The sequence below is a fragment of the Streptomyces sp. NPDC001339 genome (assembly GCF_042895955.1).
In the GTDB taxonomy this organism is placed as follows: domain Bacteria; phylum Actinomycetota; class Actinomycetes; order Streptomycetales; family Streptomycetaceae; genus Streptomyces.
In genome coordinates this window covers 467,463-492,436 of record NZ_JBIAWT010000005.1, presented here as the reverse complement: position 1 = coordinate 492,436, position 24,974 = coordinate 467,463, and the positions used below count along the sequence as shown (strand labels likewise).

Annotated in this window: 25 protein-coding genes; 13 read left to right on the top strand and 12 right to left on the bottom strand. The window is 70.7% G+C overall.

What is annotated here, in order from left to right; all coding sequences use genetic code 11:
* Positions 1-17 precede the first annotated feature (17 nt).
* Positions 18-770 carry a response regulator transcription factor gene (locus tag ACFY12_RS17600; protein ID WP_390716667.1) on the bottom strand — a complete coding sequence of 251 codons (753 nt, stop codon included), beginning with the start codon at positions 768-770 and terminating at the stop codon, positions 18-20.
* A 291-nt stretch (positions 771-1,061) separates the two neighbouring features.
* On the bottom strand, positions 1,062-2,870 hold the full coding sequence (locus ACFY12_RS17595; RefSeq protein WP_390716821.1) for an ABC-F family ATP-binding cassette domain-containing protein: 1,809 nt from the start codon (positions 2,868-2,870) through the stop codon (positions 1,062-1,064).
* Positions 2,871-3,014: 144 nt separating this feature from the next.
* On the opposite strand from ACFY12_RS17595, the gene ACFY12_RS17590 reads away from it, so the two are divergent.
* From ACFY12_RS17590 to ACFY12_RS17570, 5 genes are all read left to right on the top strand, one after another.
* A complete protein-coding gene (locus ACFY12_RS17590) occupies positions 3,015-3,299 on the top strand; it encodes a hypothetical protein (protein ID WP_390716666.1) in 285 nt (94 codons plus the stop codon).
* Positions 3,296-3,682, top strand: coding sequence for a hypothetical protein (locus ACFY12_RS17585; protein WP_390716665.1), 387 nt, complete (start codon positions 3,296-3,298; stop codon positions 3,680-3,682). The genes ACFY12_RS17590 and ACFY12_RS17585 overlap by 4 nt, the downstream gene beginning before the upstream one ends.
* 151 nt (positions 3,683-3,833) lie before the next feature.
* A complete protein-coding gene (locus ACFY12_RS17580) occupies positions 3,834-4,202 on the top strand; it encodes a hypothetical protein (RefSeq protein ID WP_390716664.1) in 369 nt (122 codons plus the stop codon).
* A 56-nt stretch (positions 4,203-4,258) separates the two neighbouring features.
* Positions 4,259-5,023: an alpha/beta hydrolase gene (locus tag ACFY12_RS17575; protein ID WP_390716663.1), complete on the top strand. Its 765-nt coding sequence runs from the start codon at positions 4,259-4,261 to the stop codon at positions 5,021-5,023.
* 57 nt (positions 5,024-5,080) lie between these two features.
* The gene (locus tag ACFY12_RS17570) at positions 5,081-5,710 is read left to right on the top strand and encodes a Uma2 family endonuclease (RefSeq protein ID WP_390716662.1); all 630 of its coding nucleotides are present in this window, start codon (positions 5,081-5,083) and stop codon (positions 5,708-5,710) included.
* A gap of 274 nt (positions 5,711-5,984) precedes the next feature.
* On the opposite strand, the gene ACFY12_RS17565 is transcribed toward ACFY12_RS17570, so the two are convergent.
* The 6 genes from ACFY12_RS17565 to rsmI all read right to left on the bottom strand — a co-directional run bounded on the left by ACFY12_RS17565 (position 5,985) and on the right by rsmI (position 11,659).
* Complete coding sequence (locus ACFY12_RS17565; RefSeq protein ID WP_390716661.1) at positions 5,985-6,890, bottom strand: 4-(cytidine 5'-diphospho)-2-C-methyl-D-erythritol kinase; 906 nt, start codon at positions 6,888-6,890, stop codon at positions 5,985-5,987.
* Positions 6,887-7,771 (bottom strand): 16S rRNA (adenine(1518)-N(6)/adenine(1519)-N(6))-dimethyltransferase RsmA, encoded by an 885-nt coding sequence (gene rsmA, locus ACFY12_RS17560; RefSeq protein ID WP_390716660.1) that lies wholly within the window; start codon positions 7,769-7,771, stop codon positions 6,887-6,889. The genes ACFY12_RS17565 and rsmA overlap by 4 nt, the downstream gene beginning before the upstream one ends.
* Complete coding sequence (locus ACFY12_RS17555; protein ID WP_390716659.1) at positions 7,768-8,922, bottom strand: ubiquitin-like domain-containing protein; 1,155 nt, start codon at positions 8,920-8,922, stop codon at positions 7,768-7,770. Before ACFY12_RS17555 ends, rsmA begins: the two co-directional genes overlap by 4 nt.
* Positions 8,923-9,072: 150 nt before the next feature.
* Positions 9,073-9,951 (bottom strand): TatD family hydrolase, encoded by an 879-nt coding sequence (locus tag ACFY12_RS17550; protein ID WP_390716658.1) that lies wholly within the window; start codon positions 9,949-9,951, stop codon positions 9,073-9,075.
* Positions 9,952-10,081: 130 nt separating this feature from the next.
* Positions 10,082-10,510 (bottom strand): hypothetical protein, encoded by a 429-nt coding sequence (locus ACFY12_RS17545; protein WP_390716657.1) that lies wholly within the window; start codon positions 10,508-10,510, stop codon positions 10,082-10,084.
* Between the two features lie 261 nt (positions 10,511-10,771).
* On the bottom strand, positions 10,772-11,659 hold the full coding sequence (gene rsmI / locus ACFY12_RS17540; RefSeq protein WP_390716656.1) for a 16S rRNA (cytidine(1402)-2'-O)-methyltransferase: 888 nt from the start codon (positions 11,657-11,659) through the stop codon (positions 10,772-10,774).
* A gap of 211 nt (positions 11,660-11,870) precedes the next feature.
* Here rsmI and ACFY12_RS17535 point away from each other — a divergent pair, with 211 nt between their 5' ends.
* From ACFY12_RS17535 to ACFY12_RS17520, 4 genes are all read left to right on the top strand, one after another.
* Positions 11,871-13,652 carry a dolichyl-phosphate-mannose--protein mannosyltransferase gene (locus ACFY12_RS17535; RefSeq protein WP_390716655.1) on the top strand — a complete coding sequence of 594 codons (1,782 nt, stop codon included), beginning with the start codon at positions 11,871-11,873 and terminating at the stop codon, positions 13,650-13,652.
* Positions 13,653-13,878: 226 nt separating this feature from the next.
* On the top strand, positions 13,879-14,064 hold the full coding sequence (locus ACFY12_RS17530) for a hypothetical protein (protein WP_390716654.1): 186 nt from the start codon (positions 13,879-13,881) through the stop codon (positions 14,062-14,064).
* Between the two features lie 364 nt (positions 14,065-14,428).
* On the top strand, positions 14,429-16,084 hold the full coding sequence (locus tag ACFY12_RS17525) for a penicillin-binding transpeptidase domain-containing protein (RefSeq protein WP_390716653.1): 1,656 nt from the start codon (positions 14,429-14,431) through the stop codon (positions 16,082-16,084).
* 100 nt (positions 16,085-16,184) lie between these two features.
* Positions 16,185-17,036: an EamA family transporter gene (locus ACFY12_RS17520; protein WP_390716652.1), complete on the top strand. Its 852-nt coding sequence runs from the start codon at positions 16,185-16,187 to the stop codon at positions 17,034-17,036.
* A gap of 118 nt (positions 17,037-17,154) precedes the next feature.
* On the opposite strand, the gene ACFY12_RS17515 is transcribed toward ACFY12_RS17520, so the two are convergent.
* The 4 genes from ACFY12_RS17515 to ACFY12_RS17500 all read right to left on the bottom strand — a co-directional run bounded on the left by ACFY12_RS17515 (position 17,155) and on the right by ACFY12_RS17500 (position 21,342).
* Positions 17,155-18,408 carry a serine hydrolase domain-containing protein gene (locus tag ACFY12_RS17515; protein ID WP_390716651.1) on the bottom strand — a complete coding sequence of 418 codons (1,254 nt, stop codon included), beginning with the start codon at positions 18,406-18,408 and terminating at the stop codon, positions 17,155-17,157.
* 174 nt (positions 18,409-18,582) lie between these two features.
* Positions 18,583-19,359 (bottom strand): energy-coupling factor ABC transporter ATP-binding protein, encoded by a 777-nt coding sequence (locus ACFY12_RS17510; RefSeq protein WP_390716820.1) that lies wholly within the window; start codon positions 19,357-19,359, stop codon positions 18,583-18,585.
* A 23-nt stretch (positions 19,360-19,382) separates the two neighbouring features.
* A complete protein-coding gene (gene cbiQ, locus ACFY12_RS17505; RefSeq protein ID WP_390716650.1) occupies positions 19,383-20,150 on the bottom strand; it encodes a cobalt ECF transporter T component CbiQ in 768 nt (255 codons plus the stop codon).
* Between the two features lies 1 nt (position 20,151).
* Complete coding sequence (locus tag ACFY12_RS17500) at positions 20,152-21,342, bottom strand: energy-coupling factor ABC transporter permease (protein ID WP_390716649.1); 1,191 nt, start codon at positions 21,340-21,342, stop codon at positions 20,152-20,154.
* A 458-nt stretch (positions 21,343-21,800) separates the two neighbouring features.
* On the opposite strand from ACFY12_RS17500, the gene ACFY12_RS17495 reads away from it, so the two are divergent.
* The 4 genes from ACFY12_RS17495 to ACFY12_RS17480 all read left to right on the top strand — a co-directional run bounded on the left by ACFY12_RS17495 (position 21,801) and on the right by ACFY12_RS17480 (position 24,960).
* Positions 21,801-22,199 (top strand): hypothetical protein, encoded by a 399-nt coding sequence (locus ACFY12_RS17495; protein WP_390716648.1) that lies wholly within the window; start codon positions 21,801-21,803, stop codon positions 22,197-22,199.
* An 83-nt stretch (positions 22,200-22,282) separates the two neighbouring features.
* Complete coding sequence (locus ACFY12_RS17490) at positions 22,283-23,026, top strand: ATP-binding cassette domain-containing protein (protein WP_390716647.1); 744 nt, start codon at positions 22,283-22,285, stop codon at positions 23,024-23,026.
* A 3-nt stretch (positions 23,027-23,029) separates the two neighbouring features.
* A complete protein-coding gene (locus ACFY12_RS17485; RefSeq protein ID WP_390716646.1) occupies positions 23,030-24,355 on the top strand; it encodes a hypothetical protein in 1,326 nt (441 codons plus the stop codon).
* A 155-nt stretch (positions 24,356-24,510) separates the two neighbouring features.
* On the top strand, positions 24,511-24,960 hold the full coding sequence (locus ACFY12_RS17480) for a hypothetical protein (RefSeq protein WP_390716645.1): 450 nt from the start codon (positions 24,511-24,513) through the stop codon (positions 24,958-24,960).
* The last annotated feature ends 14 nt before the right edge of the window (positions 24,961-24,974 follow it).

Genomic DNA, 24,974 nt, shown 5'->3' with positions numbered 1-24,974 from the left:
CCGTCCCTGATGGCGACTTACTCCGAAGGTGGCGGATCTCCCGGCCCCGCCTCCCCGCCCGCCTCCGGCCCCGCCTTCCGCGCAGCACGCCCGCCACCGCCGCCACCACCACCCGCCCGGTCCAGCAGCCCGGTACGCGCCGCCAGTGCGGCGGCCTCCAGCCGCGACCCCACCTCCAGCTTCATCAACACCCGCTGGACGTGCGTCCGCGCCGTACTCGGCGCAATGTCCATGCCGGCCGCGATCAGCCGGGTGTCCTCCCCGTCCGCGACCCGCATCAGCACTTCCACCTCACGCGGGGTGAGCAGCTCCAGCAGCCGTGCCCCCTCGTCGTCCGGCTGTGCCGCGGGGTGCAGCAGCTCCTCGAAGGCCTGCTGCAACAGCTGCGGGGAGACCGCCGACTCCCCCGCCCGCGCCTTCATCATGGCGCGCTCCACGCCCTCGATCCGCTCGTCGTTGCGTACGTACCCGGAGGCGCCGGCCGCGAACGCCGCCGCGATCCCCCGCGGGCTCGGCACGGGCCCCAGCACCACCACCGAGACCTGCGGCCGCTCCTTCTTGATCCGTACGACCGGGTCGAACGCCCCCGGCTGGGCGGGCGCCGCGGTGCCCAGCAGGCAGACCTCGGGCGCCCGGCTCACCACCAGGTCCGCGGCCCCGGCGCTGGGCGCGGCGGCCGCCAGTACGCGGTGTCCGCGCAGCTTCAGCGCCGAGGCGAGCGCCTCCGCGAGCAGACGGTGATCGTCGACCACCATGAGCCGTACGCCCATCGACCAGCCCCTCCCCTTCGGCGCGCCCCACCGCGACCCGTCCGGGCCACTCGTCCCGGGAAGCTACACGCTCGGCTGCCGAAGCGCGCCCCCTACCGGGGAGAAGACCCCCGGAATGCTGGAATCCCGGCCAACCGGGGCCGATTGGCACCCTGTTGGCCGGGATCCGGCACTCGATCAGCCGGGATCCGGCACCCGGTTGGCCGGGATCAGCCGCACCTACGCGCCCCCTCCGAGGGAGCGTTGCGCGTGCGCCGCGCTGGAGTGCTACGCGTGCGCCGCGCTGAAGTGCTACGCGTCCTCCGCCAGTTCCAGCCAGCGCATCTCCAACTCCTCCCGCTCAGCGGTCAGCTCACGGAGCTGGGCATCGAGCCCGGCGACCTTCTCGAAGTCCGTCGCATGCTCGGCGATCTGAGCGTGCAGCGCGCTCTCCTTGCCCCCGATCTTGTCCAACTGCCGCTCGATCCGCTGGAGTTCCTTCTGCGCGGCGCGGGTGACAGCGGCGGACTTCTTGGGTGCGGCGGCCGCCGACTGCGGCGCGGGCGCCGCCGGTACCGCGGCCTCGATCAGCTTCTGGCGACGCTCCAGGTACTCGTCCAGCCCGCGCGGCAGCATCCGCAGCGTGGCATCGCCGAGCAGTGCGAAGACGCGGTCCGTGGTCCGCTCGATGAAGTACCGGTCGTGGCTGATGACGATCAGCGAGCCCGGCCAGCCGTCGAGCACGTCCTCCAGCTGCGTCAGCGTCTCGATGTCGAGGTCGTTGGTCGGCTCGTCGAGGAACAGCACGTTCGGCTCGTCCATCAGCAGCCGCAGGATCTGCAGCCGCCGCCGCTCACCGCCCGACAGGTCGCCGACCGGCGTCCACTGCTTCTCCTTCGTGAACCCGAACTTCTCGCAGAGCTGCCCGGCGGTCATCTCCCGCCCCTTGCCGAGGTCGACGCGCTCCCGCACCGCCTGCACGGCCTCCAGCACCCGCCAGGCCGGGTCGAGCTCGCCCACCTCCTGCGACAGATAGGCCAGCTTGACGGTCTTGCCGACGACGATCCGGCCGCCCGCCGGCTGCGCCTCACCCTCCGTACGGGCCGCCTCGGCCAGCGCCCGCAGCAGCGAGGTCTTGCCGGCGCCGTTCACCCCGACCAGACCGATCCGGTCGCCCGGGCCCAGCTGCCAGGTCAGGTGCTTGAGCAGTACCTTCGGCCCGGCCTGGACGCTCACGTCCTCCAGATCGAAAACCGTCTTGCCCAGCCGCGAGCTGGCGAACTTCATCAGCTCGGCGCTGTCCCGCGGCGGCGGGACATCCGCGATCAGCTCATTGGCCGCCTCGATCCGGAACCGCGGCTTGCTCGTACGGGCCGGGGCGCCGCGCCGGAGCCACGCCAGCTCCTTGCGCATCAGGTTCTGCCGCTTGGTCTCCTCAGAGGCCGCGATCCGCTCCCGCTCGGCCCGCGCGAAGACGTAGTCGCTGTACCCGCCCTCGTACTCGTGCACGTCACCACGCTGAACGTCCCACATCCGCGTACACACCTGGTCGAGGAACCAGCGGTCGTGGGTGACGACCACCAGCGCCGACCGCCGCGCCCGCAGATGACGCGCCAGCCACGAGATGCCCTCCACATCCAGGTGGTTGGTCGGCTCGTCCAGCACGATCAGGTCCTGCTCGGCGATCAGCAGCTTGGCCAGCGCGATCCGCCGCCGCTCACCACCCGAGAGCGGCCCGATGACGGTGTCCAACCCCTCGGTGAACCCCGGCAGATGCAGATCACCGAACAGTCCCGTCAGCACATCCCGGATCTTCGCGTTCCCGGCCCACTCGTGATCGGCGAGATCACCGATCACCTCATGCCGGATGGTGGCTTGCGGATCGAGCGAGTCGTGCTGGGTCAGCACACCCAGCCGCAGCCCTCCGCTGTGGGTGACCCGCCCCTCGTCCGCGCCCTCCAGCTTGGCGAGAATCCGGATCAGGGTGGTCTTCCCGTCGCCGTTGCGCCCGACGACGCCGATCCGGTCCCCCTCGTTGACGCCGAGGGAGACACCGTCGAGCAGCGCGCGCAGCGCGTACGCCTTGCTGACGGCTTCCAGATTGACGAGGTTGACGGCCATCTCACTCCTGCGCTTCCCATCGATGCGCTTCACATCGATCGACCTCCCCAGCGTAGTCGGCGCCCTGCCCCGCCCCTTCCGGAGTTTCTGACGCCAACCCACAGCACGTATACATCGCCGTATACAGCGCCCTATACTCAGGGCATGGCTGACGTGATGATCCGTGTACCCGCCGAGGTGCGCGACCGACTCGCGGTGATCGCCGAGTCTCGCGGGTCCTCGATCCGCTCCTTGGTCCAGGAATTCGCGGAATCCACACTGACCGACGAGGAACGCCGGGAGCGGGCGGAACAGACGCGCGCATACCTGGCGGAGAACTTCGGGGTCACGGTGTCCGACGAGGAGAGCGCAGCGATGGGCCGGCGCCTGCGAGAGGCTTTCGCTCAGGTATCGGGCGAGACCGGCGAAGCCGACGAGGCCGCCGCGTGATCCAGCACCATCTCGTCCTGGACACCCCGACCCTTCTGGCCCTGTCCGGGAACCGCCAAGTGTCGGCGTTAATCCACCGCGCGCATTTCGAGCCCGAGACACAACTGTGGGTTCCGGTGCTGGCGGCCCTTGAAGCGGACCGGGAGCATCTGGGCATCGCGGAGCACGTAGGGCAGCTGGAGGTCCTCCACACCGTCGACCTCGACTATCCGGCCATGCTGTCCGTCGCCCACCTGCACCGGGACGGTGTGCCTCTCGGGGTCGCCGCCGCAATTCACGCGGCACGACATCTGCCGGAGTGGGGTGCTGATGCGCTGGTCGCGACAGTCGACGCGAAGGCGTACGAAGGGCGCGGCGTCCCGGTTTTCGATCTCCACCGCTGATCTCCACCGCTGACGGCAAGGACTTGTCCGGGCGATCAAGTGCGGAGCCAGACGCCTCGTCGAGCTGGGCGGCCCGCCCTCCGGCACATGAGTAGACAGGTGAGTAGCCGTACCGATGGCGGGAGCGTACGGCGGACCTACCTTGTGCCCCATGAACAACGACCAGGCACCAGCCACCCTCCCGGCACCCGACGAGGCACGAACCGGTGAGGGCTTCGCCTTCGCCGGCCGTCTCGTCATCGGCCTGCTCCTGTTCGCGGGCGCCGGGTTCACCGCGCTGTTCGCACCGTTTCTCGCCATGGCCAGCGACGGCTGCTACGGCGGCGACGCCCGCCTGATCTGCACCACGGGCGGCCAGAACACCGTCGCCTCCCTGCCGCTCTTCGCCGCCTTCGCGGCCGCCGTCCTGACGGTGGTGGGCCTGGGCAGCCGGCGCACGGCGGGCGCGGCCTGCCTCGTCGCCGCGCCCTGCGTGCTGGCCCTGGCCTGGGTGGTGTCACTGGCCATCGCGGGCTCCTGAGCCCCCAACGCCGCCTCGATGGATCCCGTTGGATCCCGTTGGATAGCGTCCCCGCCATGACATCGGACACGGGCACCGCAGTGGAGACGGAACACGGGCTGATCTACTGCCCGAGCGGCAAGCGGCTGGACCTCTACCGTCCGGTGGGGGCGCCGCACCCGGCACCGACCGTCCTGCTGTGGCATGGCATCGGACCGGACGAGCGGGACGTCCTCGAACCACTGGCGCGCACGGCGGCGACACGCGGCCTGCTGGTCCTGGTACCGGACTGGCGCTCGGACGCCCCGGACGGCGGCCGGGCACACCTGCTGGAGTCCCTCGCCTTCGCCCGCAAGGAAGCGGGTGGGCTGGGCGGCGACACGGAGTCGATCGCGCTGGCCGGCTGGTCGGCGGGGGCCGGAGCCGCGCTGGGGATCGCCCTGCGGCCCGAGACCGCGGACGGCTGGCGCCCCCGGGCGGTGGTGGGCCTGGCAGGCCGCTACGACCTCCCGGCGCGGACCACCGGCACCGCCCCGCTGTCCGACCTCGCCGCAGGCCGGACCCCTGCCGTACCGGTCCACCTCGTCCACGGCAGCCGGGACACAGTCCTGGACGCCCAGCACACTCGCGACCTCGCCGAGACCCTACGAGTCGCCGGACGGACGGTGACGCTCCAGGAACCGGACACCGACCACGCGGGCGTGATCATGACCCAGTACGACCCGACGGCAAACCGCTGCGTACCGACCGTTGCGGGGCATGCCGTACGTGCGGGGCAGCTGGTGGCGGGGGTGCTGGCGGCTGCCGGGGGCGACTCGCGCGGGAGCAGTCACTCTTTGTGATGACGTGATCGGGATACGGCCGCTACCGTGGACTAGCAGGTCGACAGAATCCCGTCCATGGGAGGAACCATGGCTGCCGAGCCGATCCCCACGGCTGCCGAGCCACTCGTCGAGCCGACGCCGAAGTGGCCGAGGCCGCCGGTGGACGGCTGGACGGTGGACGACCTGTTCACGCTGCCGGATCTCCCGCCGCACACCCAATTGATCGACGGGAGTCTGGTCTTCGTGCGTCCGCAGCGGGCTTTCCACACGCTGGCGACGTACCTCTTGGAGCATGGTCTGCGCGCCGCAGTCCCGGACGAATTCCGCGTGCGGCGGGAGATGACCGTCATCCTCGACAAGCGCAATGGTCCCGAACCCGATCTGAGCGTGGTCCGGGCCGGCTCGGTCACTGGACCGAACCAGACGCGCCACCATGCCGAGGACGTGATCCTCGCCATTGAGGTCGTCTCCCCGGAATCAGAGTCCCGCGACCGCACGACCAAACCGTGGAAGTACGCCGCCGCTGGGATCGAGAACTTCTGGCGCGTCGAGCAGAACGGAACCGGCGACAGGCCCGTCATCCACGTCTACGAACTCGACCCGGTCACCAGGGCGTACGTGCACGCGGGCATGCACCGCGACCGGATCAAGGTCGACAGGCCCTACGCCATCGACATCGACCTGACCGCCATCGACGAGCTCTAAGGGTTTGGGCTCCCGACCGCGACACGGGGAATTGCGGTGCGGAGCAGCGGAAGCGGATCAGTCGACCCTACGGCGGTGAATCGTGGTACGGCGCAAGGACATTGACGGCTCGGAGAGCGTTCCCTGCTTCTACGCCGGCGTCGCATGCCCCAGGACCTGGCCGTGCACGTGGACCAGGTCCTGAAGACCGACGGCTTCTTCGCCCTGGCCCTGTCGACGTGAGCCGACCAGGGCCTGTCCGATGGGCCAGGCCCTGGCGCTACAGCCGGAGGCTTCAGGGCTGGAGGAGCATCGCGCCGGGCGCCGGGGAGGCCGCCACACGGGCAGACCGGCAGGTACCGGACGTCTCCAGGGCCTCCGCCACCTGCCGGGCCGACTCCGGGTCCTTGACCAGGAACGCGGTGGTCGGGCCCGAGCCGGAGACCAGGGCGGTCAGGGCGCCGGCCGCGGTGCCGGCGGCCAGGGTGGCGGCCAGGGAGGGGCGCAGGGAGAGGGCGGCGGGCTGGAGGTCGTTGGTGAGGGAGGCGGCGAGGGCGATGGGGTCGCCGGACTCCAGTGCCGTGAGGAGGGCGGGGGACGCCTCGGGGGCGGGGATGTGGGTGTCTGCCGTGAGGCGGTCGAACTCGCGGTAGACGGCGGGGGTGGAGAGGCCGCCGTCGGCGACGGCGAAGACCCAGTGGAAGGTGCCGCCGACGGGGAGCGGGGTCAGCAGTTCGCCGCGGCCGCGGCCCAGGGCGGCGCCGCCGACCAGGCTGAAGGGTACGTCGCTGCCCAACTCGGCGCAGAGGGTGATGAGTTCGTCGCGGGAGGTGCCGGTGGACCAGAGGGCGTCGCAGGCCAGCAGGGCGCCGGCGGCGTCGGCGCTGCCGCCGGCCATGCCCCCGGCGACCGGGATGTCCTTGGCGATGTGGAGGTGGACGTTCGGCTCGATGCCGTGCCGGGCGGCGAGGAGTTCGGCGGCGCGGGCGGCGAGGTTCGTCCGGTCCAGGGGGATCTGGTCGACGTCGTGGCCTTCGGCGGTGATCCGCAGGGTGTCGGACGGGGTGGCGGTGACCTCGTCGTAGAGGCCGACCGCGAGGAAGACGTTCGCCAGGTCGTGGAAGCCGTCCGGGCGGGCGGCGCCGACCGCCAGCTGGACGTTGACCTTGGCCGGAACCCGGACGGTGACGGGTGCGGTCACTGGCCGGCTCCCTTGTTCTCGGCGATGCGGACGAACTCCTCGATGGTCAGCGCCTCGCCGCGGGCCTGCGGGGAGATGCCCGCGGCGACCAGTGCGGCCTCCGCGGCGGCGGCCGAGCCGGCCCATCCGGAGAGGGCGGCGCGCAGGGTCTTGCGGCGCTGGGCGAAGGCCGCGTCGATGACGGCGAAGACCTCTTCGCGGCTCGCCGTCGTCGCGATCGGCTTGTCGCGGCGTACGAGGGAGACCAGGCCGGAGTCGACGTTGGGGGCCGGCCAGAAGACATTGCGGCCGATGGCGCCGGCCCGCTTGACCTCGGCGTACCAGTTGGCCTTGACCGAGGGCACGCCGTAGACCTTGTTGCCGGGGCGAGCGGCGAGCCGGTCGGCGACCTCGGACTGGACCATGACCAGGGTCCGGTCGATGGTGGGGAACTCCGCGAGCATGTGCAGCAGCACCGGGACCGCGACGTTGTAGGGGAGGTTGGCGACCAGTGCGGTGGGGGCGGGCCCGGGCAGCTCGGTGACGTGCAGGGCGTCGCTGTGGACGAGGGCGAAGCGGTCGGCGCGGTCGGGCATCCGGGCCGCGACGGTGTCCGGTAGCGCGGCGGCCAGGACGTCGTCGATCTCGACGGCGGTGACCCGGTCGGCGGCCTCCAGCAGCGCCAGGGTCAGCGACCCGAGGCCGGGGCCGATCTCGACGACGACGTCGTCGGGCCGGACACCGGCGGTCCGCACGATACGGCGGACGGTGTTGGCGTCGATGACGAAGTTCTGGCCGCGCTGCTTGGTGGGGCGTACGCCCAGCCTGGCGGCCAGCTCGCGGATGTCGGCGGGGCCCAGGAGGGGGCCGTGCTCGTCGGTGGGGCTGGCGCTGTTGCTCACCCGTGAAGCTTACGGCCGCAGACCGGCCAGGGGCTCGCCCCCCGCCTCACGTAGAGCTTCTTGGCGCGGTAGGTCTGCTCCGCGGCGGGCGCGTCCTGGGGGCGGCCCTGGCCGCCGAGGGCCTGCCAGGTGCCGACGTCGAACTGGTAGAGGCCGCCGTAGGTGCCGGAGGCGTCGACGGCGTCCGGCCGGCCGCCCGCCTCGCACCGGGCCAGCGCATCCCAGGCGAGGTGGTCGACGCCCTGGACGGAGGTGGGCAGCTCCTGGGTCCCGATGTGCACGATCTGCGGGAGCGGGGGGCGCACGACCTCGATGTGCAGCCGCTTCGGTTTCTGCTTGACGCCGTTGACGGTGCGCAGCCGGTAGGTGACCCGCCGCACTCCGGGGCGCCCCTGCTGGACGACCGACTCGGTGCCGCGGGCGAGTTGGGCGTCGGCCCGTCGGACCGTACGGAACGGGATGGCCTCGTCGCGGACCTTCCGCGAACCGGTGATGCGCAGCACGGAGATGGTCTGGCCCTCGCGCGGGAAGCTCTCCGGCGGCACCGAGGTGGTGTCCTGGTTGCGCAGGGCCAGGCCGGCCTCGGCGAGGGCCTCGCGGACGGTGGCGGCGTTGGTGCGGACCGCGTACGTACGGCCGTCGGCGAGGAAGGTCACCGAGCGTTCGGTGCGTACCGCCAGCTCCATGCCGTGCCGGGCGATCCGCCGGGCGCGGGAGGTCGAGAGGTAGGCGCCCTCGGCGCGGACACCGAGCTCGCGGAGTGCGCCGTCGACGGTGTCCTCGGTGGTCCACACGGTGCGGCGGTGGCCGTCGACGGTGAGTGCGACGGGGCGGCCGTGGCGGACGACGATCTCCGCACCGCTGGTCAGGCCGGAGCCGGGGGCGGGCGCGACGATGTCGTGGTCACCGACGTCGAGCTGCTCGTCGCCCAGCAGCTCGTGCACGTCGTCGGCGAAGGTGTGCAGGGTGCGCGGTCTGCCGTCGACGTTGAGCCGGACCGCCTTGTCGTGCGCGATGAACGCCGTGGTGCCGCCGGCGAGGAACGCGACGACCAGCGCCCGGGGCACCAGTCGGCGCAGCCCCTCGGGGCGTTCGGGGCGGCGTCTGCGATGCCCGCGTGCGGCACGGTGACTGCTCGGTGACTGGCTCACGGCGCGCTCCCCATACCCACGGATGCGGTGGACGGGTCCACGGATGCGGTGGACGGGCGGAATGTAGCGGAGCGGAGGTGACTCTCCAAAGTTGCTCAGATACGGAAAGTGGTCACTTTGGGGTACGTGGGTGGACTTATCAGGACCGGATCAGTACCCGAAGGCACGCGCCGTGTTCGCCGCGACGGCGGTGGCCAGTGCGTCCTCCGTCATCCCCTTGACCTCCGCCATCGCCCGGAGGGTGACCGGAACGAGGTACGGGGCGTTGGCCCGTCCGCGGTACGGCGCCGGGGTGAGGAACGGCGCGTCGGTCTCGACGAGGACCAGCTCGGGCGGGGCGACGGCGAGCGCGTCGCGCAGCGGCTGGGCGTTCTTGAAGGTGACGTTGCCGGCGAAGGACATGAAGTAACCGGCCGCGGCGCAGACCTCCGCCATCGCGGCGTCGCCGGAGTAGCAGTGGAAGACCGTCCGGTCGGGCGCGCCCTCCTCGCGGAGGATCCGCAGCACGTCCTCGTGGGCCTCCCGGTCGTGGATGACCAGGGCCTTGCCGTGCCGTTTGGCGATCTCGATATGGGCGCGGAAGGACCGCTCCTGGGCGGCCATCCCGTCCGGACCGGTACGGAAGTAGTCCAGACCGGTCTCGCCGACGCCGCGGACCTGCGGCAGCGCCGCGAGCCGGTCTATCCCGTCGAGCGCCTCGTCCAGCGCGGCGTCCCCGCCGGCCGCCCGGGCACCCTGCCGCGACCAGCCGTCCGGATCCCCCAGGACGATCCGGGGCGCCTCGTTCGGGTGCAGGGCGACGGTGGCGTGGACGCTCTCGTACGCCGCCGCGGTGTCCGCCGCCCACCGCGAGCCGGCCAGGTCGCAGCCCACCTGGACGACTGTGGTCACCCCGACCGAGGCGGCCTTGGCGAGCGCCTCGTCGACGGTGCCGGCCTGCATGTCGAGGTGGGTGTGCGAGTCGGCGACCGGCACCCGAAGCGGTTCGGGCAGCGGCGGCGGGGTGTTCTTGTCGTCCTGCGGTGCCATGGCCGTGATCCTACGAGGACCCCGGATCAGGGGTCACTCGCGGTTGCTGCTGAGGACCCCGGGCCGGGGCTCGCTTGCGGTTGCTGCTGAGGACCCCGGGGCGGGACTCACTCGCGGTTGCTGTCGGCACTCACTTGCGGTTGCTGTTGTGGTGGTGCTGGAAAGGGTGCAGCAGGTCGGAGAGGTGCCAGTGGTGCTTGCCGCGGCCCGTGGCCTCCCCGCCCCCGGCTGCGTCCTCGGCCCGCCCGCCCTTCTGGGCCTTCGCACCGTCGTGCCGGCGTTGATGCATGTTCTCGATCGCATGGGAGACCTTCGAGACCTGACCGGAGCGCATGATGCGTACGACATCACCGCCGCAGTTCCGGCAACTGGGGCGGGTCAGCGGAGACGGCACCCGCTCGCCGTCCGCGTAGTAGACGACATGCGGCTCGCCCTTGCCGTCGATGTGGTGGACTATCTCGTACGCCTGCTCCCAGCCATGGCCGCACCGCATGCAGGCGAAGGCGTACGCCTCATAGGCGGCGGGCTCGATGCCAGTGGTCTGTGCGATCTCAGTCATCTGCGCTCCTCTTGTCCGCGGGACAAGGTGTCCGGGGACCGTTCGTCCCGCCCCCAGTGGACTCCCTTCCCGGCCGAAACGCAGCGGTTCAGGCATCCAATTGGCCCAGATTTGGCAGCAGCCATATAAAACGTCCGACTCCACCGCCCAGCGCTTTACCTTTCAGGGCAGCCTTTTACCTTCCGAAGCGTCGGTTATCCGCCCCTACCTCTTGGTTTTCACGGAATCAGGCCCCCAGGGCCTGTCCGAGAGGGGCAGGCCCTAGCCCGCCGCTGCATCCTTCGGGGCGTCCTTCGCGGCGTCCTTCGCGGCGTTCTTCGCGGCCACGACGGCGTCGAAGACCTCCCGCTTGGGCAGCCCCGCCTCCGCGGCGACCGCCGCGATGGCCTCCTTGCGCCGCTCCCCGGCTTCCTCACGGATCCGCACCCGGCGCACCAGTTCCCCGGCATCCAGCTCCTGCGGGCCGCTCTCGGGGGCGCCCTCGACGACGATGGTGATCTCGCCCCGTACGCCCTCGGCCGCCCAGGGCACCAGCTCGCCCAGGGTGCCGCGCTTGACCTCCTCGTACGTCTTGGTCAGCTCGCGGCAGACCGCGGCCCGCCGCTCCGCGCCGAAGATCTCCGCCATCGCGGCGAGGGTGTCGTCCAGCCGGTGCGGTGCCTCGAAGTAGACGAGAGTGCGCCGCTCGTCGGCGACCTCGCGCAGCCGGGAGCGCCGCTCCCCGGCCTTGCGCGGCGGGAACCCCTCGAAGCAGAAGCGGTCCACCGGCAGCCCGGAGACGGCGAGCGCGGTGAGCACCGCGCTGGGACCCGGTACCGCGGTGACCTTGATGCCGCGCTCGACGGCCGCGGCGACCAGGCGGTAGCCGGGGTCGGAGACCGACGGCATCCCCGCGTCGGTGACCAGCAGCACCCGCGCCCCGCCGGCCAGCGCATCGGCCAGCTCGGGCGTCCTGGCCGCCTCGTTGCCCTCGAAGTACGAGACGATCCGGCCGGCCGGCGTCACGTCGAGCGCCTGGGTCAGCCGGCGCAGCCGCCGGGTGTCCTCGGCGGCGATCACATCGGCGGCGGCCAGCTCGGTGGCGAGCCGCGGCGGGGCGTCCGCGACGTCACCGATCGGCGTTCCTGCAAGTACGAGCGTTCCAGTCACCCGTCCATCCTCCCAGCCGCGCCCCGGTCCGTAGGCATCCCCGTCCCCCGCGCCCCGGTCCGCCGGCATCCCCGTCCTCCCGTCCGCGCCCGGGTCCGCCGGCGCCCCCGTCCTCCCGTCCCCCTCCACGCCACCGCTCCACACGGCTCCCCGCGGCTTCCTGCCGTTCGGCGGCCTTCCCTCCGACCGGTCCACAGGGCGCTTCCCTACGATGGGCCGAGTGACAAGTGACACCACCGCGACCGACGCCGCCGCGCACCGCGCCCCGGAGCCGGGCCGGCAGCCCGCCGGATGGCAGCGGCGGCTGCGCCGCTTCGGATACCCGGCCCGCCCGCAGGCCGATGTCCGGACGCGGCTGGTGCCCCCCTTCCCCGGGCCGGAAGGCCGCCTGTGGGCGGTGTTCGGCCTGGGCCCGCAGGCCGCGGCCCGGCTGACGCGCTGGTCGGCCTGGGCCGGTCCGCTGCTGGTGGCGCTGTGCGCGGGGATGCTGCGGTTCTGGAACCTGGGCAGCCCGCGCAAGGTGATATTCGACGAGACGTACTACCCCAAGGACGCCTGGTCGCTGCTCCAGTACGGCTACGAGGGCACCTGGGCCAAGAATGCCAATGACGCGCTGATCGCCCACCCGCCGCAGATCCTGCTCTCGCCCGAGCACTCGTACGTCGTTCATCCGCCGATGGGCAAGTGGCTGATCGCGCTCGGCGAGTGGGCGTTCGGAATGAATCCTTTCGGCTGGCGGTTCATGGTGGCCCTGCTCGGCACGCTGTCGGTGCTGCTGGTCTGCCGGATCGGACGGCGGCTGCTGCGCTCCACAGCACTGGGCTGCCTGGCCGGCGCCCTGCTGGCGGTGGACGGGCTGCACTTCGTGATGAGCCGTACCGCCCTGCTCGATCTGATCGTGATGTTCTGGGTGGTGGCCGGGTTCGGCTGCCTGCTGGTGGACCGGGACCGTACCCGGGCCCGGCTGGCGGCGGCGCTGCCCCTCGGCCCGGAGGGGACGGCGCGCCCGGACGCGGAGGTCGGGGACCGGCTGCGGCTCGGCTGGCGGCCCTGGCGGATCGCGGCCGGGCTGTGCCTGGGCGTGTCCGCCGCGACCAAGTGGAACGGCCTGTACTTCCTGGCGGCGTTCGCGCTGATGTCGGTGCTGTGGGACGTCGCGGGGCGCCGTACGGCCGGTGCCCGGCACCCGTTCCTGGCGGTGCTACGCCGCGATGTGCTGCCGGCGTTCGGCTCGACGGTCGTCGTCGCCCTCGCCGCCTACCTCGCGTCCTGGTCCGGCTGGCTCGCCACCAAGGGCGGCTACTACCGCGACTGGGCGACCACGGCGGACGGCCAACGGGCGGGCTGGACCTGGCTGCCGGACTGGCTGCGCAGCCTGTGGCACTACCACACCGAGGTCTTCTCCTTCCACACCGGCCTGACCACCCCGCACACCTACCAGTCCAACCCCTGGAGCTGGCTCGTCCTGGGCCGCCCGGTCTCGTACTTCTACGAGGACCCCAAGGCCGGCCAGGCCGGCTGCACCGCGGCCGAGGGCTGCGCCCGGGAGGTGCTGGCGCTGGGCACCCCGCTGCTGTGGTGGGCGGCCTGCTTCGCCCTCCTCTACGTCCTGTACCGCTGGCTCTTCAAGCGGGACTGGCGGGCCGGTGCCATCGCCTGCGGCGTCGCCGCCGGCTACCTGCCGTGGTTCCACTACCAGGAACGGACCATCTTCCTCTTCTACGCGGTGGTGTTCGTTCCGTTCCTGTGCCTGGCGCTGGCGATGATGATCGGCGCCCTCGTCGGCCCATCGCCTCAGGCCCGCGGCGCGGCCGCTCCGGCGGAGGCGGGCCCCGCCCCGGGCGAGCGCCGCCGGACGGTCGGCGCGGTGGGCGCGGGCGTCCTCGTCCTCCTCATCATCTGGAACTTCATCTACTTCTATCCGATCTACACCGGCACCCCGATCCCGAAATCGGCGTGGCACCACCGGATGTGGCTGGACACCTGGGTCTAGGTGTCCAGGGCGCTTCTGACGGGAAGACGCAGGTGGGGCAAGTGGGGGCAGGTGCACACGGAGGCAGGCTCACGCGAGGGCAGGTGGGGGCGCGGCCCACGGCGGCGCCCCCACCGCCATGAGCGCCCTCACCCAGCCGGCGGCGCTCGTCGCGCGCCCGCGCCGAACCGGTCGTATCTTCCGACGCAGGGGGTCAGAATGATCACGATCGGAGAGGTCCACATCCATGCGCCTTCGCTCTCTCGCCCTTGCCGGCTGCGCCATCGCGCTGCTCACCGCCGCCGCTCCCGTGGCCGCCGCCCAGCCCAGCGAATGCAGTCAGTTCAGCGTCCTCACCATCCCCGTCCTCGAGGACTGTCAGGGTGGCCTGGGCAGCGAAACCTCGTTCGACACAGGGGAGAAGAAGGACTGAAACGGATTGAAAACGGATTGAAACAGGCCGCCGACGAGTGAGGTCCGCGCTGCCGCCGGTCGCCGGAGTCCGCCGACCCGCCGAGCCCGCGGAGTCCGCCGACCCGCGGAGTCCGCCGAGTCCGCCAAGTTCGCCGAGTCCGCCGCGGGTGTGAACGTGGGCACGTTGGGATGACCGGGCGTCAGGTGAGTGTGCCGCCGGAGAATCACGGGGCGCGTGCGACAGTTCTGTCACAGCGTTACAACAGCGCGTCACAGGACCGTGCCCTGATCGAGATTCGATACCTCCCCCGTGTCCCTTAGAGTGCGAAGCACGTTCTTGTGTGCGTATTCACGAACGAGGCTCCTGGGAGGGGATCGGTGGCATGCGCCGAGAGGTGAAGTACGGGCTGATCGGCGGATCGGCGGCCCTGGTAGCGGGAGTCGCGGGCGGCCTCGCGCTGTTCGGCGGTTCGGAGGACACGCCGCGTACGCAGGTCACGGCGGCGGACGCCAAGACGGGTGAGAACGCGCCCACGGTGCCGACCGGTCCGCCGTCCGCCAAGGAGGTGCAGACGGCGGGTCACGAGTTCCTGAAGGCCTGGCAGTCCGGGGACGCCGCCACGGCGGCCGGGCTGACGGACAACCCGGCGGCCGCCCAGGCCGCCCTGGAGAGCTTCGCCAAACAGGCGAAGTTCTCGAAGGTGACGGTGACACCGGGCACCCCGTCCGGCAGCACGGTCCCGTACACCGTCACTGCGCAGATCGACCACAACGGCACCAAGGCGCCCTACTCGTACCGCACCTCGGCGACCGTGCAGCGCGACAAGACCACCGGAAAGCCGCAGATCGCCTGGCGGCCGACCGTGCTGCACCCGGGCCTGGCCAAGGGTGACGAGCTGCGGACCGGGGAGGCCGAGGCCCCGCCGATCAAGGCCGTGGACCGCAACGGCACCGAGCTGACCCCCGAGGCACACCCGACGCTGGCCGGGATCCTGGACAGCCTGCGCGCCAAGTACGGCGACAAGACCGGCGGCAAGCCCGGCATCGAGCTGTTCATCCACCGCGCCAAGGCCGCCAAGCCCGACGAGCAGCAGCCCGACAAAACCCTCAAGGTGCTCTCCAAGGGCACCCCCGGCACCCTGAAGACCACCCTGGACGCCAAGCTCCAGGCCGCCGCCGAGAAGGCCGTCGAGGGCAAGAAGTCCGCCGCCGCGGCCGCCGTCAAGCCCAGCACCGGTGAGATCCTCGCGCTCGCCAACTCCCCGGCCAAGGGCTTCAACCTGGCCACCCAGGGCTCGCTGGCCCCCGGCTCCACGATGAAGATCGTCACTGCGGCGCTGCTGATGGACAAGGGCCTGACCGACCCCGGCAAGAAGCACCCCTGCCCCAAGTTCGTGACCGTCGGCGGCTGGAAGTTCCAGAACCTCAACAAGACCGAGATCAAGGACGGCACCTTCGCGCAGAGCTTCGCCGCGTCCTGCAACAACGCCTTCATCTCGCAGGCGTCGAAGCTCGGCAACGACGATCTGACGAAGGAGGCCCGGGACGTCTTCGGTATCGGGCTGAACTGGAACACCGGCATCCCCACCTTCGACGGCTCGGTGCCGGTGCAGAGCGACGCGCAGATGGCGGCCTCGCTGATCGGCCAGGGCGGGGTGCGGATGAACCCGCTCAACGTCGCCACGTTCGCCGCGACGGTCCGGGCCGGCTCCTTCCACCAGCCGTACATCGTCGCCCAGTCGCTGGACAACCGGGCGTTCGCCAAGGCCCCCCGCACGATGAAGCCGTCCACCCTCGACGGCCTGAAGTCGCTGATGAAGCTGACCGCGACCTCCGGTACGGCCGCCGAGGCGATGTCCGGTGTCGGCGGGGACATCGGCGCCAAGACCGGATCCGCCGAGGTCGACGGCCAGGAGAAGCCCAACGCCTGGTTCACCGCCTACCGCGACGACGTCGCGGCGGCCGCCGTCGTGCCGGCCAGCGGCCATGGCGGCAGCAACGCGGGCCCGGTGGTCCGCGCCATCCTCACCGCGGGCTGAACCGCCCCTGGGATTCCCGCCGGTATCCCCATCGCATGGCCCGTACAGCTTTCGCTAGCGTGCGGGCCATGACCGTTTCCGTGCCCGCCGAGCGCGCGTCGTGACCCCGCTCGTCGTCGCGGCCGTCCTGATGGCCGCCGTCACCCACGCCAGTTGGAACGCCATCGCCCACGGCATACGCGACCAGCTGCTGGCCTTCACACTGGTCGGCGGCGGCGGTGCGGTGTGCGGCGCCGCCCTGGCCGCCGTCGCGCCGCTGCCCGCCTCCGGAGCCTGGCCCTGCCTCCTGGCCTCCGTCGTCCTGCACGTCGTCTACCAGGTGCTGCTCATGCAGTCGTTCCGGCTGGGCGACTTCGGCCAGATGTACCCCATCGCCCGCGGCACCGCCCCCCTCGTCGTCACCGTGCTCGCGGCCGTCTTCGTCCACGAGTTCCCCGGCCGCTGGGCCCTGGCCGGGGTGGCCCTCGCCTCCGCGGGCCTGGTCGGCGTGGCCCTGTGGGGCATCCGGGGTTCCGGCGCCCCGCCGCACTGGCCGGCCATCGTCGCGGCGCTGGCCACCGGCCTGTCCATCGCCGCCTACACCACCGTCGACGGCGTCGGCGTCCGCGCCTCCGGCACGTCCCTCGGCTACGTCGCCTGGCTGCTGGTCCTCCAGGGCCTGGTCATCCCCGGCTACACGCTGGCGGTCCGCCGCGGCCGGCTCCTCACCGAGCTCCGCCCGTTCGCGGTCCGCGGCCTGACCGGCGGCGCCATCTCCGTCATCGCCTACGGCGTGGTCCTGTGGGCCCAGACGCGCGCGCCCCTGGCCCCCATCGCCGCCCTGCGCGAGTCCTCGATCATCGTCGGCGCCGCCATCGGCACCCTCTTCTTCAAGGAACGCTTCGGTGCCCCACGGATCGCCGCGGCGGCACTGATGGTGCTGGGGATCGGCCTGATGCTGCATACGGGTTGAGGCCAGTGGCCACACATGGGGTGAGGCCGGTGGCTGCGCGCGGCGTGAGCCCGGTGGCTACCGGTGGCTACGCACGGCGTGAGGCCGTTGGCCGCACACGGCGTGAGGCCGGTGAGCGTCATCCGATGACGCGCGAAACCGCCCGCAGCAGCGCCTGCGCACGCGGATCCGCCGTCACGTTCCGCTGCATGCCATTGGTGACGTACCCGAAGGCGACCCCGCTCTCCGGGTCGGCGCAGGCGAGCGCGCCCCCGCGCCCCGGGTGGCCGAACGAGCCCGGTCCCAGCAGCGGCGAGGCGGGCCCGTGCAGCATGAAGCCGAGGCCGAAGCGGGTGGTGACGAGGAGGGTGCGGTCGAGCCCGGCGGACTCCTCGGTGCGGGCGAGGGTGAGGGTCGCGGGCGCGAAGAGGCGGGGCCGGCCGTCGACGGCGCCGGTCAACGCCGCGTAGCAGCGGGCGAGGGAGCGGGCGGTGGCAATGCCCGCGGAGGCGGGAAGCTCGGCGGCCCGGTACTCCGGTGCGTTCTCGTCCGGCGCCGGCGAGATCGCGGCGAAGGCACGGCTGGTGAGGGAGGCGGGATCGGCGTACGCGTCGGCGACCGCCCGCTTGGGGCGTACGCGGAGGCCGGAGGCGGCGGGCGCGGGCGGCGCCTCGACGGCGGCGATCCGGCCCACCCGGGACTGCTCCGCCTCCGGCAGGCCTATCCACAGGTCGAGGCCGAGCGGCCCGGATATCTCGTCGGCTGTCCAGGTGCCGAGGGTACGTCCGGTGACCCGCAGCACCAGTTCGCCGATGAGCCAGCTGTAGGTCTGCGCGTGGTAGCCGTGGTCCGTGCCGGGCTCCCAGACAGGGGCCTGGGCGGCCAGCGCGGCGGGCCCGCTGACCCCGTCGATGGCCTGGGCGGGGGTGAGCGGGGTGTCCAGGACGGGCAGGCCGGCGCGGTGCGAGAGGAGGTGGCGGACGAGCACCCGCTCCTTGCCGGCGGCCTTGAATTCCGGCCAGTACGTGCCTACGGGGGCGTCCAGGTCGAGCAGTCCGCGCTGGTGCAGCAGGAGCGGGACGATGGCGGCGATGCCCTTGGTCGCGGACCGGATCACCTGAGCCGTACCGGCCTCCCACGGCGCGGCCCCCTCCGAGGCACCCACTGCACCCACTGCACCCGCCGCATCCGCCGCATCCGCGGTGCCTTCGGCGTCCCCGTCCTTCGTACCGGCCCACAGGTCGACGACCTTCCGCCCGTGCCGGTAGACGGCGACCGCCGCCCCCCGCTCTCCGCGCTGCGCGAAGTTGGCTGCGAAGGCGTCCCGGACCGGCTCGAAACCGTCCTCGACCGTGCCCTGGACGTCCACCACTGTTTCCCGCTTCCCACTCATCCGTCGCTTTCGTGACCCATCCATGGTGCAACGCCCGGATCGGTGCTGATGACCAGGGCGGCGGCCCGTGGCGTTCGTCACATGGCGGATGGTGTGGGTGCGTCACCGGGGGACGGCGCAGGGGACGTCACAGGGAGTGTCGCCGGGGCGTCATCGGGGACGTCACCGGGTGCGTCACCGGGGGACGGTGACCGACCGTGGGTCGAAGCCGAAGGGCAGCTCCAGCCGATGGCTGCGCATCAGTTCCTCATCGCACAGCAGCTCCTGGGTGGTGCCGTCGGCGACCAGCACACCACCGGAGAGCACGACGGAGCGCGGGCACAGTTCCAGCGCGTACGGCAGGTCGTGCGTGACCATCAGCACGGTGACGTCCAACGACCGCAGGATGTCGGCGAGTTCGCGACGGGAGGCCGGGTCGAGGTTGGAGGACGGCTCGTCCAGGACGAGGATCTCGGGGCGCATGGCGAGGACGGTGGCGACGGCCACCCGACGCCGCTGCCCGAAGGAGAGGTGGTGCGGCGGCCGGTCGGCGAAGTCCGCCATGCCGACCCGGTCGAGCGCCTCGGTGACGCGTGCGGCGAGTTCCGCGCCGCGCAGGCCCGCGGCGGCCGGCCCGAAGGCGACGTCCTCGCGGACGGTGGGCATGAACAGCTGGTCGTCCGGGTCCTGGAAGACGATGCCAACCCGGCGGCGGATCTCCGCGAGGTTGCCCTTGGCGACCGGCAGCCCGGCGACACGGACCGTGCCGGCGCCGGCCTCCAGGATGCCATTGAGGTGGAGTACGAGGGTGGTCTTGCCGGCGCCGTTGGGCCCGAGGAGGGCGACCCGCTCACCACGGCCGATGGTCAGGTCGACGCCGTAGAGCGCCTGATGGCCGTCGGGGTAGGCGTAGGCGAGCCCCGAGACGGCGAGGGACGGTGCGTCGGCCGACGGGTGCGAGGCGGTGGTCATGCTGATCATGCTGGTCATGGTGGTCAAAGGATCCATCCCAGGAGGCAGACGGCGAGCGCGGCGGCGGGCAGGGCGGCCGCGCGGGTCCAGTGGGTGCGGGTGGCGGTCGCAGTGGCGGCATCGGTGACGGGCATCGTGCCGGTGTAGCCGCGGCTGACCATGGCGAGGTGGACGCGCTCGCCACGCTCGTACGAGCGGATGAACAGCGCACCGGCGGACTTGGCGAGCACGCCCCAGTGGCGTACGCCGCGTGCTTCGAAGCCGCGGGAGAGCCGGGCGATCCGCATCCGCCGCATCTCGTCGGTGATCACATCGCCGTAGCGGATCATGAAGGAGGCGATCTGGACGAGCAGCGGGGGCATCCGCAGCCGCTGCAGCCCGAGCAGCAGTTCCCGCAGTTCGGTGGTGGCGGCGAGCAGCACGGACGCGGCGACGCCCAGCGTCCCCTTGGCGAGGATGTTCCAGGCTCCCCAGAGACCGGACTGGCTCAGGCCGATGCCCATGACGTCGACCTGCGGGCCTTCGGCGACGAACGGCATCAGGACGGCGAAGGCGACGAACGGCACCTCGATCAGCAGCCGGGTGAGGAGGAATCCGGCGGGGACGCGGGCGGCCGCGGCGGTGGCCGCGATCAGCAGCGCGTAGAGCCCGAACGCCCAGACCGCCGCGCGCGGGGTGGCGACGACGATCAGGACGAAGCAGAAGACCGCGGCGATCTTGCAGTGTGCCGGCAGGGCGTGCACGGGAGATTGCGCGTGCCGGTAGAGCCGGTGGGCATGGCCGGCGCCCATCTCAGGCGTTCTCCGCGGTGGGGGTCTCGGCGGCCGGGCGGGGTGCCGTGGGTCCGGCCGTGGGCGCCACCGTGCTCCTGCGACGACGGACGATCACGAAGACGCCGGTCCCGGCCGCCAGCGTCGCCCCGACCCCGATGACACCGGCCAGGCCACCCGCCAGCCGCGGATCGGCGATGTCCTTCACGCTGTAGTCGGCCAGCGGCGAGTCCTTGACCGCGTGCTCCTTGGCCTTGGCGTCGATGCCCTGGTCATGGGCGACCTTCTCCAGTCCGTCGGGGCTGGTGGAGGCGTAGTAGCTGAGGCCGCCCGCGCACACCAGGGCAGCGGCCAGCCCGGCCAGCCAGAGGCGGCGGGCGGAGCGACGACACGGGGCGGCGAGGGCGTCCGGCGTGGTGGGGATGGTGGGGGTGGTGGGGGTGGCCGCGGTGGCCGGTTCGGAGGCGCCTCCCGCCGTCGCCAGCGGCGAGATCCGCAACTCCAGCGGCTTGGCCAGCCCCCGCGCCCCGTACACCAGATCAGGCCGTACGGCGATCACGGCCCCCACCGTCAACGCGGTGATCACCGCCTCCCCCACCCCGATCAGTACGTGCACCCCGACCATGGCGGCGAAGACCTTGCCGATCGGCACCTCCGCCGTCCCACCCAGCGCATAGAGCGCACTGAAGGCGACCGCGGCGGCCGGCACCGAGACCAGAGCGGCAACGAACGCCGCAACAGTGACCGACTGCCTGCGCCGCGGCAGCACCTTCACCACCCCTCGGAACACCCCATAGCCAACCACCGTCGTCACCATCGCCATATCAGTGACATTGACCCCCAACGCGGTCAACCCACCATCCGCGAACAGCACTCCTTGCATCAGCAGCACCACCGACACACACAGCACACCCGTATACGGCCCCACGAGGATCGCCGCCAGCGCCCCGCCCAGCAGATGCCCGCTGGTCCCGGCCGCGACCGGAAAATTCAGCATCTGCACGGCGAAAATGAACGCCGCCACCAGCCCGGCCAACGGCGCCGTCCGCTCCGCGCCCGCCCCGGCACCGTGCTCCGCCCCGGCCCCGACGCCCCGCTCCACACCCGCCAGTTCGCGCCGGGCCCCCCTCAGGCTGACCGCGACCGCCGCAGCGGCTACCACACCGGTCGCCACCGACACCGGCGCATTGATGAACCCATCGGGTACGTGCATGACATGCCTCCACTCAGGCGCTGCAATCCAGCCAATGGTGAGGGCTACTGCAAAGCGTTTGCAAGAGCGCCATAGGCGCGGAACCTGGAGCCGCGCGGCGGGAATCACCACATCGCCGGACGCCCCTCACCAGCCAATGAACTCATTAAACCCACCACCGGGCAATAACGACTTTCACCCTGCTCCACCGCAATCAACCCACCTCTCCCCCCTTACCTCCCGCCCCGCCGACTCGCGCAACGGACAGAACTCCCCCTTCGCGCCACAGGAATAGAGAAATTACCCACGAACCCACAAGCGGCAAAGAGTTGGACAAAGCATCCATTCAAACAGGCTGGGCCCAACCGGGAGCCTTATCGTTTGACCGTGCAAACTTTGGCGTGAAACACTCCTGTTCGATTCGGGGTTCATCCCCGGCGTATCCGTAGTCCCTCATGCAGGGGGAGAGAGGATTTGTGATGCGGATATCCAAGAACGCCATCGCGCTTGCCACGGGCGCCGTGGCGGCACTGTTCGTCACCTGCGCGCCGGCTTACGCGTGGGAGTCCAACAACCACGTCTGGGGGGAGGGCGAGGAAACCCGTCGCTTCTTCGACCACAACGGACCGGGTTGGCAGCTCATCAGCCTCGACGGCTGCTCCACCAATTCCGGCGGGTTCAAGTCGGCCAAGATCGCCCAGAAGAACGACGTTTCCATGGCGCCCGACACCACGCTGGCCAGGTTCACGAACAAGTGCAACACGTCCACCAGTCACCTTGCGCTGTCGAGGGACGACACGTGGTACTACGTGCTGGAGAACCTCGATAACGGCGACACGCTGAAGATCAAGAAGTTGACGGTCATCAGCGGCGGCTGAAACACCTGAGACGTGCACTGGGGAGGGTGTGACCCGGCCCGGCCCCCTCCCCAGTCACCAGCCACCCGTCACCGGAGAGATCAATGAACCTGACATTCAGAGACTGCACCTTTGGTTACCGCAAGGGCAGGTCCATTTTCTCCGGCTTCGACCTGGAAATCGATCGCGGCAGTTCAGTCCTCCTCGGCCCCAACGGCGCAGGTAAATCGACCCTGCTGAAGCTGGCCGCAGGCATCCACTCGCCGTGGAGCGGCCGAATAGAATTCGGCGATATCAACACATCGCACCGGAAACACCGACGGGACTGGCGCATGCGTATCGGCTGGCTCCCGCAAGACATCACTCCGGTCCCCGGCCTCCGAGTCCGGGAACAGGTCGCCTACGCAGGATGGCTCAAAGGGCTCTCCAAGGCGGATGCCTGGGCGGAGTCCACATCCGCCCTGTCCCGTATGAACCTGCTCGATCTCAGCGAACGCCCCAGTCACCACCTGTCAGGTGGCCAACTGCGGCGGCTGGGAATATCTCAGACACTGGTCCATCGAGCCGACGTCGTGCTGATGGACGAGCCTACGGCCGGCCTCGACCCCGCACAGCGCGGATCCTTCCGCAAGGTCGTTGAAGACCTCGCACAGGATGTACAGGTGGTGATCTCCACCCACCAGACCGAGGACCTGGCCGATATTTTCGAGTCCGTGATCGTGCTGAGCAACGGGCAGCGCGTCCACCAGGGATCCGTATCGGACTTCCTGGCGCACGCGGAGCCGAACACGTCCGCGGAGCGTAAAGCTGAATCCGCGTACGGAAACATCATTAGCGGAGATGATTAAGACATGCCCTGGATTCGCCAGTTGCGCTCCTCGGCCTCGCTCTACGGCTTCATCGTCGTCCTCCCGCTGGTGTTTTGGCAGGTGGAGAGCCAGCAGCTGAACTACGTCAACGGGTACTGGTCGACGAGCATCAGCAAAGCCAGCCACCTGCTCTTCCTGATAGCGCCGATATGCGCTGCGTGTGGCGCATGGGAGGGCCATCGGGCGAAGACGGCCAAAGTCCACGAGGGAGCACCGGCCAGATCCGCTCTCCGCATCGCCGTCAATTCCCTGCTCCCGGTGTTCGCCGTGGGCGTGGCAGGCATGGTACTCGCGGTGGTGCTCCTCCTCCCGGGATCGCAGTTCCCCTTCCTCTCCACCATCACACTGCTCCCGGCGATGTGGCTGGTCTCGATCCTCGGCTACTCGTTCGCCGGATACGTCCTGGGCATCTCACTGCCGAACGCCCTCGCACTGCCCCTCGCGATTGCAGTGAGTTACGTCGTCATGGCGTATCCGCCGGCGATGGAACCGTTCTGGCTTCGCCACCTCACGGGTGGCGGCATCAACAACTGCTGCACGGTGAACCAGACGCTGGACCTACGGGCCATCACCACACCCATGCTCGTTCTGGGCACCGTTGTCCTCGCCTGCCTGCTCCTCATCCACCTGGGCCGACGCCTCCTTACGCTGGTAGTGGCCCTTGCCCTCATATCCGGCGGAATTCTCGGCGGCGTCCTCATGGTCCGTTCCATGACGGCGATTCCCGCAGTGGACCGCTCCGACAGCCGGTGCGAGGGCAACGCACCCCAGCTGTGCCTCTGGCCCGAGCAGGAAGTCAAGCGCCAGGAAATCCTGGAGAGCGCCACATCGGCATACCGCGCCCTCCAGGCAGCAGGCCTTCACCCCGCCACAACTCTCAGCACGAGCGGCAGTCCCTCGCCTTCGATCCGACTCTCCATGGACGATCGAACCCCGGCCGGCGAAATGCCCCTCACCATCGCCACCGGCATGCTCACTCACAACCTGCCCGAGTGCGTGAAGAACGGAAGCTATCCCGGCGGCGAAGCGTACAAGCCGCTCCAGGCCTGGCTGTCCCTCACCGGAGGAATGAGCACACAGGAGCTCTCACACGCGGGCATGGCCCCCGACGCACTCGCCCTGGCCGACAGCGTGAGAAAGCTCCCCGTACAAGACCAACTCCGCTGGTACACCTACAACCTCGCCAGCACGCACAACTGCTCCACCGTGCCCTTGCTGGAAGCCAAAGCACCTTCCACCGCCCAGACAAAGGCTGCCCAGACAAAGGCCGCCCGGACAAAGGCCGTCCAGGCGAAGGAAGTCCAGTGATCTGGTGGTTCCGGGTCCAGTGGGTCGGACCTTACACAGGGCTCCTCGCTCTGAGCCTGGTACTCGCCTCCGTATCCCACTCCTCATCCATCCCCCTGCCGAGTTCCGTGGGCGGCTTCACCTTCCCGGTCCCCATCCCTCTCCTGATTCCCCTGTTGCCCACACTCTGCCTCCTGATGGGCCTGGAGCGAGGAGAGAAAGCCGGCCAAGGCGCCGCCGTACGCCGCGTCTCCCTCCTGAATTCCGCACTCCTGCTGTCCGGCGTGGCCACCGCATACGCCTTCGGACTCCTGCACCACGTATCGGACAACGACCCCTCCGGCCTCGGCCTGGCCAGAAACCTGGCCGGCTATTCAGGGCTCGCGTTGGTGACGCGCTGGGCTTTCGGCGCCCGGGTCGCACCCATCGTGACGGTCAGCTTCCCGTTCCTCTGCACATTCCTGGGCCTGGACGCGGCCAGCAAACCCCTCCCATGGGCTTGGCCGATCGACACCGCTACCTCAACGTCAGCCACCACACTGGCCCTTGCCCTCCTCACCACAGGCATCGCCCTGTCCCATCGCGACCACCCGAGTCGGCTGGCAGGCAGCCCCGCGCTGCGCTGAGCAACCACGACCTT